Consider the following 14,741-nt stretch of genomic DNA (forward strand, 5'->3'; position numbering starts at 1 on the left):
GAGGAACGAAGGGCTGGGGACCTTTGCTGCGACGGATCGCGAACGCTACTTTCACTTTCTAATCCGAACAAAAGAACACATTCAACTCGTCGCAACAGGGTGGCATTGGGTCTTCGATCCTACAGTAGCTTGACGCTATCCAAATAGTCCAAAGGTGTTGACCCGAATTTTCAGCTTTGCTATAATACAATAGCATGAGAAGCGGGAGCATCGTGGAGCACCGGACCTTTAACTCGGGTGTTCTGTGTGGGAGGATGTCCCGCGATCATATTCTTAGTGGTGTTGTGCAGGCGTGGCGGAATTGGCAGACGCGCTAGACTTAGGATCTAGTGGGCAGACCCCGTGAGAGTTCGACTCTCTCCGCCTGCACCATTTTCATATACATAACTGGTTCGCTGCCAAGCTGGTTACACTTTCAAGTGTACTTTTTTTGCGTTAAGGCGACGAAAGGAGAATGCGCATTATGGCTGCCAAATTGGAGAAACTGGAGAACAGCAGAGTCAAGCTCACCGTAGATATAGATGCCGATGGTTTAGAGCAAGCTATGGAAGAAGCTTACCGGAAGAACGTGAAGCGGATCACCATCCCCGGCTTCAGGAAAGGCAGGGCCCCCCGCAAGCTCATCGAGCTGAACTACGGACCCGATGTGTTTCTCGAAGATGCGGTGGAGATCCTTTTGCCCCGGCTCTATGAGCAGGCAGTGGAGGAAACCAAGATTCAGCCGGTGGACCGGCCCGAGGTAGATATTACCGACATCGCGCGGGGCAAGGGCGCGACTTTTACCTATACCGTTGATGTTTACCCCGAACTGCAGCTGGGGACCTACAAGGACCTGGAAGTGGAGCGGGAGATTGTCAAAATAACCGATGAAGATGTGGAAAACGTCCTCAAGCAGCAGCAGGAGCGGGGCGCGCAGCTCGTGGTTCCCGAACGCAAGGTGGTGCAGGAAGGGGACTTTTTAGTCATCGACTACATGGGGTACATAGATGGTCAACCCTTCAGCGGTGGCGCCGCGGAAAACCAGATGATCCAGGTGGGTTCTGGACGCTTCATCCCCGGCTTCGAGGAGCAGCTGGTGGGTATGGAAGTTGGCCAGAGCTCCAAGATCACCGTAACTTTCCCCGAGGACTATCATGCCGAACAGCTCGCGGGGAAGGAAGCGGTTTTCCACGTCACCGTGAAGGAACTGAAGGTGCGGGTCCTGCCCGAGCTGGACGATGAGTTTGCCAAGGATATCAGCGAGTTCGACACCTTGGAGGAGCTGCGGGCTCACATCCGCAAGAATCTCGAGGACGAGGCGACCCGCAGAACCAACATTCAGATGGAGAATAAACTATTAGAGCTCATCGCGGAAGGCAGCCAGGTGGAAGTCCCCCAATCCATGATCAAGCGTGAGGCGGAGTATCTCTACGGATCTTTCCTCCAAAACCTGGCGATGCAGGGGATCCGCGAGGATGTCTACCTGGAGATCACCGGCAGGAGCAAAGAGGAGATCCTGGAAGACTTTGAGCCGCAGGCGAAAACCCGCATCATCTACGATCTGATCCTGGAAGCGGTGCGGGAAAAAGAAGGGATTGACGTTTCCGAAGAAGAAGTGGATGATCGGATTAAGGAGTACCTCGAGCAGTACGCAGATGAGCCTGAGGCGCAGGAGCGGGTGCGGGCTTACTGGAATGAGCAGAGGGAGCAGATCGCCATGGGCCTTGCCCGGGAGAAAACCATGCAGCTCATCGTGGATAGTGCCCGCATCACTGAGGTGGAAGCTCCTCGCCAGGAAACTGCGGAGGACTCTGCAGAGAATTAAGAGCAGAAAGGCGGGGTGAGGATTGAGCGTGTTAATCCCAATGGTTGTTGAACAGACGAATCGTGGGGAGCGGGCCTTTGACATTTACTCCCGGCTCCTCAAGGATCGCATCATCTTCTTGGGAGGCCCCATCGATGACCATGTGGCCAACCTGGTCATTGCCCAGCTTTTGTTCTTGGAATCCGAGGATCCGGATAAAGATATCCACTTGTATATAAACAGCCCAGGTGGGGTAATCTATTCGGGATTGGCCATCTATGACACCATGCAGTACATTAAGGCCGATGTGTCCACGATCTGCGTGGGCATGGCAGCGAGCATGGGCGCCCTGCTGCTCAGTGCGGGCACAAAGGGCAAGCGCTTTGCCCTGCCCAACTCCCGGATTATGATCCACCAGCCCATGGGAGGTGCCCAAGGACAGGCCAGCCAGATCGAGATCCAGGCCAAGGAGATTCTCCTGCTCAAATCGCGCATCAATGAGATTCTCCAGCAAACCACCGGTCAACCCCTGGAGAAGATCCAGCAGGATACCGATAGAGATTACTACATGTCCGCGAAAGCCGCTGTTGAGTACGGCATCATCGATGGTGTCCTCACCAAAAGGCAGGTCCAGAGCAATTCCGGGCAGTAAGGGATAAATGAGGTGATTGGATGTTCAAATTTGGCGATGAAAAAGGACAGCTGAAGTGTTCTTTTTGCGGCAAAATGCAAGAACAGGTCAAGAAACTCATCGCCGGGCCGGGGGTCTACATCTGCGACGAATGTATTGAGCTGTGCAACGAGATCATAGAAGAGGAATTCACCGAAGATCAAGATCTGGAGCTGGAAAACGTACCCAAGCCCAAGGAGATCAAAGAGGCCTTGGACGAGTACGTTATCGGGCAGGAAGAAGCCAAGAAGACCCTGGCTGTAGCTGTGTACAATCACTACAAACGCATCAACAGCAACTTCAAAAGCGATGATGTGGAGCTGCAGAAAAGCAACATCCTCATGCTGGGGCCCACAGGCAGCGGCAAGACGTTCTTGGCCCAGACCCTGGCCAAGATCCTCAATGTTCCCTTTGCCATTGCTGATGCCACCAGCCTCACCGAGGCCGGCTATGTGGGCGAAGATGTGGAGAACATCCTGCTTCGGCTGATCCAAGCGGCAGACTACGATGTGGAACGGGCTGAGAAGGGCATCATCTACGTAGATGAGATCGACAAGATCGCCCGCAAGTCTGAGAACCCATCCATCACCCGCGATGTTTCCGGAGAAGGCGTGCAGCAGGCACTGCTGAAGATCCTGGAGGGCACAATTGCCAGCGTACCGCCGCAGGGCGGGCGCAAGCATCCCCATCAGGAGTTTATCCAGATCGATACCACCAACATCCTGTTCATCTGCGGCGGAGCCTTTGACGGGCTGGAAAAGATCATCGAGCGCAGGATCGGACAGAAGAGCATTGGTTTCGGTGCTGAGGTCCTGAGCCGGGAAGAAAAGAAGATCGGCGAGATCCTGCGGCAGATCATGCCCGAGGATCTCCTGCGCTACGGGCTGATTCCCGAGTTCATCGGGCGGGTGCCGGTGGTGTGCACCCTGGATGCGCTGGATGAGGAGATGCTGGTGCGGATCCTCACCGAGCCCAAGAACGCACTGGTCAAGCAGTTCCAGAAACTGCTGCAGATGGACGGCGTGACCCTGGAATTCGAGCCTGAGGCCCTGCGCATCATTGCCAAAAAGGCCCTGGAGCTGAAGACGGGCGCCAGGGGTCTGCGCACCATCGTGGAGGGGCTCATGCTGGATGTGATGTACAGCGTCCCCTCGGAAGAAGATGTTTCGAAGTGCGTGATCACCACAGCGGTGGTGGAAAAGCGGGAGCAGCCGCTGCTTGTCCGCAGTAAGAGCAAGGGCAAGGGCAAAGAGGAGAGCGCCTGATTCAGGAGAAGATGCAAGAGTATAGGTAGGGATAAGCTGGAAAACCGGCTTATCCTTTTTCTTTCTCCTGGGCATAATAGATGCTGTAAGCTTGGGGGAAGGAGCAGTACACATGGAAATTCTGGGGTTGATCAACCTTTTCTTTGCCATTGTCATCGGTTTGTATTTCTGGAATCTCCTCCGTCAGCAGCAGGGGAGCAAAACCGCCGTGGACCGGGAGTCCCGGCGGGAGATGGAAAAGCTCCGGCGGCTCAAGAGCATCGCCCTGAGCGAACCCCTCTCTGAACTGACGCGCCCTAAGGAGCTCCAGGAAATCGTGGGGCAAAGCGACGGTCTGAAGGCGTTAAGGGCTGCCCTCTGCGGCGCCAATCCGCAGCATGTGATCATCTACGGCCCGCCTGGGGTGGGCAAGACCGCCGCGGCCCGGGTGGTGCTGGAGGAAGCCAAGAAGAACCCCCTTTCCCCCTTTGCGCCTGATGCGGCGTTTGTGGAAGTGGATGCCACCACCGCCCGCTTTGACGAGCGGGGCATAGCCGATCCCCTCTTGGGTTCGGTCCACGATCCCATCTACCAGGGGGCCGGGCCCCTGGGCGTGGCGGGGATTCCCCAGCCCAAGCCCGGGGCGGTGACCAAGGCCCACGGCGGGGTGCTGTTCATCGACGAGATTGGGGAACTCCACCCCATCCAGCTCAACAAACTTCTCAAGGTCCTGGAGGACCGCAGGGTGTTTCTGGACAGCGCCTACTACTCAGCGGACGACCACAACATCCCGCAGCACATCCACGATATCTTCCAAAACGGACTGCCCGCGGATTTCCGCTTGGTGGGGGCCACGACGCGCCTGGCGGAAGAGCTGCCGCCTGCGCTGCGCTCACGCTGTCTGGAGATCTACTTCCGCAGTTTGACCCCGGAAGAGATCGGCATCATCGCCGCCAACGCCAGCGCCAAGATCAAGCTGCCCCTGGAGCCGGGGGCCCTAGAGGAGATCAAGCGCTTTGCCGCCAACGGCCGGGATGCGGTGAATATGGTGCAGCTCGCCGGTGGTGTGGCCTTCAGTGAAGGGCGCAGGACCATCACCAAAGCTGATGTGCAGTGGGTGCTCAGCTGCGGTCAGTACACCCCCAGGCCCCAGAACCGCATCCGCCAGGAGCCGGCGGTGGGCGTGGTCAACGGACTGGCCATGTATGGACCCAACCTGGGTACGGTGATCGAGGTGGAGGCCGCGGCCGCCGCCTCCCGACCCGGCAGGGGACAGGTTAAGGTTACGGGCATCATGGATGAGGAAGAATTCGGACGGCAGGGCAGGACCATGCGCCGGCGCTCCCAGGCCCTCTCCTCGGTGGATAACGTCCTCACTGTGCTCAGAACCTGTCTAGCCCTACGCCCCCAGGACTACGACATTCACATCAACTTCCCCGGGGGCATCCCCGTGGACGGACCTTCCGCGGGGGTGAGCATGGTCACCGCGGTGGCCTCGGTCCTCACCAACCAGCCGGTATCTAACCTGGTGGCCATGACGGGGGAGGTGACCATCCGGGGCTTGGTGCGGGCCGTGGGGGGAATTGTCCCCAAGGTGCGGGCAGCAGGCGAAGCTGGGGTGAAGAAGGTGCTGATCCCCAAGGAGAACTGGCAGGAGAGTTTTGCCCTACAGCGGGAAGTGGAAGTGGTGCCGGTGAGCACCATCCAGGAGGTTTTGGAGCATGCGCTGTTGGAGGCAGCCGACCAACTGCACCTTCCTGCCGCCCCCCGCACACAGGGCGCCTTATTAGGAGCGTTTCCTAAAATCACCCCGGGAATAATTCCCTGATTTTCCAAACTATGATACAATAGAGGTACATGAACCAATGGGGGTGTAGAAATGGCAGAGAAGGTTTCCTCTCAGATGTTTCCGTTGCTACCTCTCCGTGGAACGCTTGTTTTCCCCTATATGGTTACACCGCTGGAAGTTGGGCGGCGGCGCTCAATAGAAGCCATCGAGCAGGCCGTGGTTGGAGACGGGCGTATAGTTTTGGCGGCACAGCATCATGTGCACACTGAAGAGCCTCAACCCGATGATATATACAAAGTAGGCACCCTGTGCGAAATAAAGCAGCTGCTGAAGGTACCCGAGGGTCAAGTGCGCGTACTGGTAGAGGGCCTGGCCCGAGTCACCCTCGAACATGTGGATGATGCTGATGGTTATTACGAAGCATTTATAACCGTTGTCCCCGAAATAGATGGAGAGATGACCAGGTTGGAGCGGGAGGCGCTGGTGCGCAGCGTCCGGGAAGAGTTTGGCAAGTATGTGCGCCTCGGCAAGAAGATACCAGCCGAGGTGCTCATGTCGGTAAGCGGTATTGAAGATCCCCATCGCCTGGCGGATACCATCGCCAGCCAGCTTCTGATTTCCTTCCAGGAGAAGCAGAAGCTTCTGGAGATCTTCCCTGTGGATCAGCGGCTGGAAGCCATTTTAGGCCTCCTCTACCGGGAAGGTGAGATCCTCAGCCTGGAGAAGTCCATCCAGCAGCGGGTACGCCGGCAGATGGAAAAGGCGCAGCGGGAGTACTACCTGCGGGAGCAGATCAAAGCCATCCAGGTGGAACTGGGTGAGCGGGATGAAAAGGGCAAGACCGAGACGGAGGAGATGAAGGAGCGGCTCCAGGAGGCTAAGCTTCCCAAGGAGGCTAAGGCCAAGGTGCTGCACGAAATCCACCGCCTGGAAAGGATGCCCCCCATGTCCGCGGAAGCCACCGTGGTCCGCAATTATATCGACTGGATGCTCTCCCTGCCCTGGTCCAAGCGGACGAAGGACCGCCTGGATCTGAACATGGCCGAGGAGATCCTCAACGAGGACCATTACGGCCTGGAACAGGTGAAAGAGCGCATCTTGGAGTTTCTGGCTGTGCGCCAGCTCACCAAGAACTCCAAGGGGCCGATTCTCTGCCTCGTGGGCCCGCCGGGGGTGGGCAAGACCTCCCTGGCCCAATCTGTGGGCAAGGCTCTCAACCGCAACTTCGCCCGCCTTTCCCTGGGCGGCGTGCGGGATGAGGCGGAGATCAGGGGGCATAGGCGCACTTATATCGGGTCGCTGCCCGGGCGCATCATCCAGACCATGCGCACCGTGGGCACCCGCAATCCAGTAATCGTCCTCGATGAAATTGATAAGCTGGCCTCTGATTTTCGGGGAGACCCGGCCTCCGCCCTTTTGGAGGTGCTGGATCCCGAGCAGAACAACAGCTTCGTCGATCACTATCTGGAAGTTCCCTTTGATCTATCTGAGGTCTTTTTCATTACCACCGCCAATGTGCTGCACACCATTCCGCCTCCCCTGCGGGACCGGATGGAAGTGATCAGCATCCCTGGCTACACTGAATACGAGAAGTTTGAGATTGCCAAGCGGCATCTCTGGCCTAAGCAGCTCAAGGCCAACGGACTCAAGCCTGAACAGATCCAGATCTCCGATAACACCATCCACAAGGTGATCAGCGAGTACACCAAAGAAGCTGGCGTGAGAACTTTAGAGCGCCGCCTGGGCACCATCTGCCGCAAGGTGGCCACGGAGATTGTCAAGGGCCAGATCACCAGCGCCCGGATCACCGTGAGCAACCTCCACAAATACCTGGGTGTCCGGCGCTATATCCCCACCGCGGCGGACAAGGAGGATAAGGTGGGCGTAGCCACCGGCCTGGCCTACACCCAGGTGGGAGGCGAGATCCTCAGCATCGAAGTGACGGTGATCGAGGGCAAGGGTAAGCTCACCCTCACCGGGCAGCTGGGGGATGTGATGCGGGAATCGGCCCAGGCCGCCCTGAGCTATGTGCGCTCCAGGGCTGCTGAGCTGGGCATTGATCCCAAGTTCCATGAAAGTAAGGACATCCACATGCACATACCGGAGGGGGCTGTCCCCAAAGATGGGCCCTCCGCGGGCATCACCATTGCCACCGCCCTGGCCAGTGCCCTCACCAACCGGCCGGTGCGGGCCGATGTGTCCATGACCGGGGAGATCACCCTCAGGGGCAGGGTCCTGGCGGTGGGAGGCATCAAGGAGAAGCTCTTGGCTGCCCACCGGGCCGGTATTTCCCGGGTTCTGCTGCCCGCGGAAAACGAGAAGGATCTGGAGGAGGTGCCCGCCAACGTCCTCAGCAAGCTCCAGATCACCTTTGTGGACCACATGGACCAGGTGCTGGCCCATGCGCTCTACCTGGAGCCGGTGGATCCCGAGCCCCCCGCCTTCATCCTGCCGGAAGCGGCGCAGGTGGCCGATGGGTCCTGGATGGGGGAGCACGAGGCATGATCCTCAACGTGCACAACGCAGAGTTTCTCACCAGCGCGGTGAATGCCCGGGGCTATCCGGTCCATGATCTCAAGGAGATCGCTTTGGTGGGGCGTTCCAATGTGGGCAAGTCCTCGCTCATCAACGCTTTGGTGAACCGCAGGAAATTTGCCCGCACCTCCAACCAGCCTGGGCGCACCCAGTCCATCAACTTCTACCGCGTCGACCAGCTGTGCCTGGTGGACCTGCCTGGCTACGGCTTTGCCAAGGTGCCCGCGGCTGTGCGCAGTGCCTGGCGGCCCATGATTGAAGGCTATCTCACCGGCCGGCCCAATCTGGTGGGGGTGCTGCACCTGGTGGATGTACGGCACGAGCCCACCAAAGATGATCAGGTGATGAACCTCTGGCTCAGGGAAATGGAGCTGCCCTCGGCTTTGATTGCCACGAAGGTGGACAAGATCAGCCGGGGCCACTACCAAAAGCATGTTCAGATGATTAAGGCTGCCCTGGGCCGAGAACCCGTGCTCTTTTCGGCCCAGACCAAAGAGGGCCGGGACGAGGTTCTGCAGATCATCTGCACCCTGGCCGGGTTGATGTAGAAGGAATGGAAAGGGGTCTTCAGTGCGCAATGCGTACTGGAGACCCCTCTTTTTTACTGCTTCCCTCCGGGGAGTTTTTTGGGGAGGGGGCCCAGGATAGCAGGATATCCCAAATTGATAAAGAATTACCATTACAGGGCTGATGGGATTGGGGGGGTGCTGCTATGGAGCAGCGAGTGGAAAGACTGCAGAAGATCACCGCGTTTATCACTGCTGCCACAGCCTTAATCTTAGGCGTTATTTTTTATAATGGCGCAGGTGAGCAGGGATGGCTCGTTTTGCTCAGCCTTGCGGCAGTGTTTCTTTATCTGCAGACAATTGTAGTGCGCATTGGGGAACGTGCCGACTATTCCTTGGCTACCGCCTCCGTTCTCCCAATTGTGTTTCTGTGCGGGCCCACTCCGGCGATGATCGTTTCAGCTTTGGCCGGGATTGCCGACGGGGTGGTGCACAAGAAGGAATGGCCGAGGATTATGTTCAACGCGGCCCAGCTGCCCATCTCGGCTTTGATGAGTGCCCTGGCTTTTGGGTTTTTCCGGGATCACCTGGGAAGTACGGGGCTCAGCCTGATGGTGTCCATGGCGGCCGGGGCCTTGGTGTATATCCTGGCCAACATCTCCCTGGTGGCCCGGATGGTGTCCATCTGGCGGTCCGCGAGCTGGTTGTCGACGCTGCGGATGCTGCTCTCCCGCAGCCTGCTCAGTACGGTGAGCAGTGTCCTCATCGGCCTGGTGTTTACCTTGTTTGTCAAAGCCTACGGCTTTTGGGGCGTTGTGGGCTTCGGGGTTTTGCTGATCAACCTTTCGGGCATGCTAAAGGCGGCCGTGGAGGTCAGCAGCGAGCGGGCGCGCCGGAGAGAGCTGGAGGAGGTCTTGGTCATCGACGAGATGACCGGTGCGCTCAACTTCCGCTTCCTCAATAAATGGCTCAACGAGCCTTCGGATGATGCTGTGACCGTGCTGTTTTTTGATATAGATGATTTTTCGGTGTTCAACAACGAACACGGACATGTGGAAGGCGACCGGGTTTTGAAGATGTTAGTGGAGACCATCCTCGGGAGCATCCGCCCCCGTGATAAGGTGATCCGCTACGGCGGTGATGAGTTTGTGGTGCTCTTGGAGGGCGTTGGGACTGAGGGCGGCGCCCGCGTGGCCGAGCGCATCATGGCCAATCTGAAGGGATTGCGGGAAAGCTATTGGAACAAGCCCTTAACCGTGTCAGTGGGCATCGCTTCCAAACCGGGACATACCAGGGATAAGCACCAACTGCTGCTGTTTTCAGACCAGGCCATGTACGCGGCTAAAAAGGCCGGCAAGAACACACTGCGCGTGTGGAGCAGTGAATGCGCTCAGGCTGCGGCTGCCACGGAGGACCCTTGCTAGGGTCTTTCTTTGCCTACTGGCTGGGAGTGTGCTGTCCTGAGGGAGGGAATGAACATGAGCACAGGATTGGATTTCGCAGCGCTGCTTGGGGAGATCGTGGAAGAGTGCCGGCCCCATGCGGAAAGAGGCCAGCTCCCAACCTATATCCCTGAACTGCGGAAGGGCAATCCCAGGCTCGCGGGCATTGCCCTGCAGACAGCAAGGGAGCTGTACGAAGCCGGTGACACCCGGGTGAACTTCACGCTGCAGAGCATCTCCAAGGTGTTCAGCCTGCTGGTGGCCATTGAGGAACGGGGGCCCGAGGCTGTGTTCGCCAAGGTGGGTGCGGAACCCACAGGAGATCCCTTTAACAGCATAGTCAAGCTGGAGACTGCGGAGAAAAAACCGCCCAACCCCATGATCAACGCGGGGGCCATCGCCGTCTGTTCGCTGATTCCCGGCGCCACTGTTGAAGAGAGGTTTGGCCGGATTGCCGGACTGCTGGAAGCGATCCTGGAGCGCCCCATCACCATCGATGAGGCCGTGTACAGATCGGAAAAGGAGACCGGCCACCGCAACCGGTCCCTGGCCTATTTTCTCAAAGATATCAACTGCCTGGAGGGGGATGTGGAGGAGGTACTGGATCTGTACTTCCGGCAGTGCTCCATTTTAGTAAATTGTGCCGATCTAGCCCGCATAGGCATGTTCTTCGCCACGAAGGGTATAAATGGAGCGGATACGCCGCTGGTTTCTGCCCGTGCGGTGCGTTTGGTGTCCACCTTTATGGTGACCTGCGGCATGTACAACGGGTCCGGCGAGTTCGCCATCCAGGTGGGAATCCCGGCCAAGAGCGGAGTGTCCGGAGGGATCCTGGGTGTGGTTCCCGGCCGCTTCGGTGTGGCCACCTTCGGTCCCGCCTTGGATCGCAAGGGCAACAGTGTGGTGGGCATCAGCATGCTCAAGCGTCTGTCGGAGGTTCTCGACTTCAGCATCTTTTAGGGGAGGGTGCTATGGGTAACGAGCGCATCACATTTTCAACCAGGAGGTTCCTGGTGGGTAGGGCAGGCCCTTTCCCCCGGGTGGTTTTCCGCGAAGAGGTTATCTTGGCGCTGGACCGGTATTCTCATACGCACTCCGTCGGTGAACAGGGCGGCTTTCTCATCGGGCGCAAGCAGGAGCTGAAAAGCGCGGAGAAATTCGAGGTGCTCATCGAACGGTTTGTCCCCATCCCGCAGAGAAGCGGCGCTTCGCGCTTGGTCATCACCCAAGAGCACTATGACAGCGTGCAGAGTGCGCTGCGCAGGAGCGGCCGCGGTGAGGAGATCGTGGGCTGGGCCCACATGCACCCCGGCTTTGGGGTATTTTTATCCGCCTTCGACAAAGAACAGCATGAAAGGTTCTTCCCCGAGGATTGGCAGGTGGCCTATGTAATGGACAACTTATCTGCAGAGCGGGCCGTCTACCAGATGGTTGATGGGGAGTGGAAGCGCCTGCCCGGCTACTATGTGCTCAGGGAAATGGCGGAAAACGAGATCGGGATTGCCGCTGGTAAATCCGGGAGTCCCTGGCTTAGGGCTGTCTTGGTCGTTCTCTTTTTGGGCCTGCTCATTGCCGGCGGTTCCTATGGCTATACCCTGGTGCGGGATCTGTACTTCGCGCCCACCCCCCGGCAGACCGTGGTGGAAGAGGTGGTGCCAGAACCGCCGAGTATAGCTCTGGAGGAGCAGCCGGAGCAGGGGCCAGTTGAGGAAGAACCGCCGGCTCCGGCGGTGCCGGCCCAGACCACGGTGACACCACCGCCCACAGTTCCCCGCTACACGGAGTATGTGGTCAAGCGCGGCGACAACCTGTGGTCCATCGCCCAAGAACTGTGGGGGGATCCCAGCCTGTACCGGCTGATCGCTGAAGAAAACGGCATTACCAACCCCAGCCACATTACGGTGGGCACCGTCCTCCGGGTTCCTGTGGATCCTCGGAGTAATGACTGACAATTCAGAACAGGTGGTTGTCAAGTCATAACTTTTTTGAAAAATAAGCAGGACTTCCGCAATCCGCCTCGAATATGAACTGTCACCGGGGAGGGATTGAGGAGGTGCTCGTATTAGAAAACTAGATCCTGTGTATGTTCAGTCGACGTTGGAGTTTCTAGGGAAAGCTTGTGCGGGGCACCCCCATCTGCGTGTGAAGATCGCCGTTGATTGCGTGGCTAAGGGGTATGCCACCCACGAGCAGGTTGCGGAGTTCGTCGGGCTGACAACCGCAAGTTGGAAGCAGTACTACAAGAACTTCCAGGAAGGGAACGTGGACAGGATACCTAAGCTTTTAAGGACGCTCGTCCCGGCCCGTGATCTCAGGTACCTGACCGGGTTCACCGACGAACAGCTGCGCCTGATCCTGGAACGGGTACTGGAGTTATCCCTGAAGGAGCGGATGGAAAACCTGCTCTGGCGGGTGTTCCTGGTCTGGGAATACCAGATCAAGCAGGAACGGCTGCCCTCTGCAGGTGAAATCAGGCGCTGAGATGACAAAGAGCCGCGGAGTTTGCTCCACGGCTCTTTTTACGCGTCTTTTAGCTGTTGCGCTTTTCGGCGATTTCCGCCTGGATTTGCTGCAGGAATTCCTCCACTTCCAGAGCACCCAGATCGCCCCGGCGGCGGTGGCGCACCGCTACCCGGCCGCTTTCCTGCTCCCGCTGGCCCACAATGAGCATGTAGGGAATCTGCTGGAGCTGGGCCTCGCGGATCTTCTTGCCCATCTTTTCATCGCGGCGATCCACTTCCACCCTGATGCCGGCTGCAAAGAGGCGGTCCGCCACTTCCTGGGCGTAGGCCACATAATCATCGCTCACCGGAATCACCTGCACCTGCACCGGTGCCAGCCAGGTGGGGAAGGCCCCGGCGGTGTGTTCCGTGAGGATGGCGATGAAGCGCTCCAGGGCGCCGTAGATCACCCGGTGGAGCATGATCGGCCGCTTCCGCTCGTTGTTCTCGTCGATGTAGACCAGATCGAAGCGCTCCGGCATGGCGAAGTCCAGCTGGATGGTGGCGCACTGCCAGGTCCGGCCCAGGCTGTCCTCCAGGTGGAAGTCGATCTTGGGTCCGTAGAAGGCTCCGTCCCCTTCGTTGACCACATAGTCCAGTCCCTTCGCTTCCAGGGCCTGGCGGAGGGCTTCGGTGGCCTGCTCCCACACTGCGTCGTCACCGATAGCGTTTTCCGGCTTGGTGGACAGCTCCACATGGTACTTGAAGCCGAACACCTTGTACACATCGGCCACGAAGTCGATCACCCCGATAATCTCCTCCTGGATCTGGGAGGGCAGCATAAAGATGTGGGCATCGTCCTGGGTGAAAGCCCTGATGCGCATGAGCCCGTGGAGGGTGCCGGAGAGCTCATGGCGGTGCACCAGGCCCATCTCCGCCATGCGGATGGGCAGATCCCTGTAGGAGTGGAGCTTGCGCTTGTACATGAGCATGGCTCCTGGGCAGTTCATGGGCTTGATGGCAAAGGTCTGCTCATCGATGGTGGAGAAGTACATGTTCTCCTTGTAGTTGTCCCAGTGGCCCGAACGGTGCCAGAGCTCCTCGTGGAGCATGATGGGGGTTTTGATTTCCACATACCCGCGCTTGCGGTGTTCCTCCCGCCAGTAGGCCTCCAGCTCGTTGCGGAGAACCATACCCTTGGGGTGGAAGAAGGGGAAGCCCGGCCCTTCATCCTGGATGCTGAACAGATCCAGCTGCCTGCCTAGGACCCGGTGATCCCTTTTCGCGGCTTCTTCCAGCAGGCGCAGATGTTCTTTTAGGTCTTCCTTCTTCAAAAAGGCGGTTCCGTAGATGCGCTGCAGCATCTGGCGCTGCGCATCACCGCGCCAGTAGGCGCCGGCGATGCTCTGCAGTTTGAAGTGCTTCACCTGGGAAGTTCTCTCCAGATGGGGACCCCGGCACAGGTCCACAAACTCGCCCTGGCGGTAGATGCTCACCGTTTCATCCAGTTCCTCCAGGAGTTCCAGTTTGTAGTCCTGGTTCTCCGCTTTGAACAGCGCCACCGCCGCGGCGTTGCTGATCTCCTCCCGGACGATGGGCAGATCCTCGGCGATGATCTTGCGCATCTCCTCCTCGATCTTCTCCAGGTCCTCGGGAGTGAACCTGTGCTCCAGGTCGAAGTCGTAGTAAAAGCCGTTTTTGATCACAGGCCCGATGGCAATCTTCGTTCCCGGCCACAGCCTCAACACTGCTTGGGCCATGATGTGGGCCGTAGTGTGGCGCAGAATCTCCTCTTGGTTAATTGCAGCCATGTTTTGTTCCACTGTCATTCGCTCCTTTCTGGGGAATATAAAAAACCTCAATCCACATGGGACGAGGTTCTCGCGGTTCCACCCAAATTGATCGCACCGGCAAGGTATACGATCCACTCATTGCGCAGGTAACGGCTGCCCCGGCTCGGCCTACTGCTATTTCAGCCGGCGACTCCTAGGTGGTTTTCACCACTGCATCCCTGGGGGAGCTCTCAGCGTCCCACTCCCTTCTCTGTCAGGTAAGCGGCGGCTACTCGTCCTAATCATCGTCTTTCAATCTATTGCCTTTTAGCATACCCATCCTCCACTAGTTTGTCAAGGGGGTAAAGGAGAGGCGCACAGTCAACGCAGATCCTGCAGGCTCAGCATGGGAGCATCGCTTTGGGTATAGGTTTTGATCAAACCGTATACCAAACTGTCCTCCTCGATCCCGGGAAGATGGAGCACATCGAGCACTTCAACCACCATGGTGACGCTCGCGCCGCTGATCAATATGGCTGAACCCTCCGCGGTGTAGGCG

At 58.2% G+C, this 14,741-nt stretch carries 10 protein-coding genes, 1 tRNA gene, 1 pseudogene and 1 other annotated feature; of the genes and pseudogenes, 11 read left to right on the top strand and 1 reads right to left on the bottom strand.

Annotation, left to right across the window (positions count from 1 at the left end; translation table 11 throughout):
* The first annotated feature begins 286 nt into the window (after window positions 1-286).
* The 11 genes from ACE4YL_RS08730 (at window position 287) to ACE4YL_RS08780 (ending at window position 12,450) form a co-directional block, all read left to right on the top strand.
* Window positions 287-372 (top strand) — tRNA-Leu (locus ACE4YL_RS08730).
* A gap of 91 nt (window positions 373-463) precedes the next feature.
* A complete protein-coding gene (gene tig, locus ACE4YL_RS08735) occupies window positions 464-1,804 on the top strand; it encodes a trigger factor (RefSeq protein WP_461360382.1) in 1,341 nt (446 codons plus the stop codon).
* A 28-nt stretch (window positions 1,805-1,832) separates the two neighbouring features.
* Window positions 1,833-2,435 (top strand): ATP-dependent Clp endopeptidase proteolytic subunit ClpP, encoded by a 603-nt coding sequence (gene clpP / locus ACE4YL_RS08740; RefSeq protein ID WP_461360383.1) that lies wholly within the window; start codon window positions 1,833-1,835, stop codon window positions 2,433-2,435.
* A 20-nt stretch (window positions 2,436-2,455) separates the two neighbouring features.
* On the top strand, window positions 2,456-3,718 hold the full coding sequence (clpX, locus tag ACE4YL_RS08745; protein WP_461360384.1) for an ATP-dependent Clp protease ATP-binding subunit ClpX: 1,263 nt from the start codon (window positions 2,456-2,458) through the stop codon (window positions 3,716-3,718).
* 112 nt (window positions 3,719-3,830) lie between these two features.
* Window positions 3,831-5,525: an ATP-dependent protease LonB gene (gene lonB / locus ACE4YL_RS08750; protein ID WP_461366837.1), complete on the top strand. Its 1,695-nt coding sequence runs from the start codon at window positions 3,831-3,833 to the stop codon at window positions 5,523-5,525.
* 51 nt (window positions 5,526-5,576) lie between these two features.
* Window positions 5,577-7,991 (top strand): endopeptidase La, encoded by a 2,415-nt coding sequence (gene lon / locus ACE4YL_RS08755; RefSeq protein ID WP_461360386.1) that lies wholly within the window; start codon window positions 5,577-5,579, stop codon window positions 7,989-7,991.
* Window positions 7,988-8,569 carry a ribosome biogenesis GTP-binding protein YihA/YsxC gene (gene yihA / locus ACE4YL_RS08760; RefSeq protein WP_461360387.1) on the top strand — a complete coding sequence of 194 codons (582 nt, stop codon included), beginning with the start codon at window positions 7,988-7,990 and terminating at the stop codon, window positions 8,567-8,569. Before lon ends, yihA begins: the two co-directional genes overlap by 4 nt.
* Before the next feature lie 164 nt (window positions 8,570-8,733).
* A complete protein-coding gene (locus tag ACE4YL_RS08765) occupies window positions 8,734-9,951 on the top strand; it encodes a GGDEF domain-containing protein (protein WP_461369543.1) in 1,218 nt (405 codons plus the stop codon).
* A 54-nt stretch (window positions 9,952-10,005) separates the two neighbouring features.
* The gene (gene glsA / locus ACE4YL_RS08770) at window positions 10,006-10,929 is read left to right on the top strand and encodes a glutaminase A (protein ID WP_461365156.1); all 924 of its coding nucleotides are present in this window, start codon (window positions 10,006-10,008) and stop codon (window positions 10,927-10,929) included.
* Between the two features lie 53 nt (window positions 10,930-10,982).
* A complete protein-coding gene (locus ACE4YL_RS08775) occupies window positions 10,983-11,918 on the top strand; it encodes a LysM peptidoglycan-binding domain-containing protein (protein ID WP_461359120.1) in 936 nt (311 codons plus the stop codon).
* 193 nt (window positions 11,919-12,111) lie between these two features.
* Window positions 12,112-12,450, top strand: a complete 339-nt coding sequence (locus ACE4YL_RS08780; protein ID WP_461360389.1) for a hypothetical protein — start codon at window positions 12,112-12,114, stop codon at window positions 12,448-12,450.
* A gap of 49 nt (window positions 12,451-12,499) precedes the next feature.
* Here ACE4YL_RS08780 and thrS read toward each other — a convergent pair.
* A pseudogene (thrS, locus tag ACE4YL_RS08785) lies at window positions 12,500-14,191 on the bottom strand (threonine--tRNA ligase); the annotation flags it as partial.
* Window positions 14,192-14,275: 84 nt separating this feature from the next.
* Window positions 14,276-14,497, bottom strand: a binding site (T-box leader).
* Window positions 14,498-14,741 lie beyond the last annotated feature (244 nt).

This window comes from Candidatus Darwinibacter acetoxidans, assembly GCF_041936445.1.
GTDB lineage: Bacteria > Bacillota > Limnochordia > Darwinibacteriales > Darwinibacteriaceae > DTU010.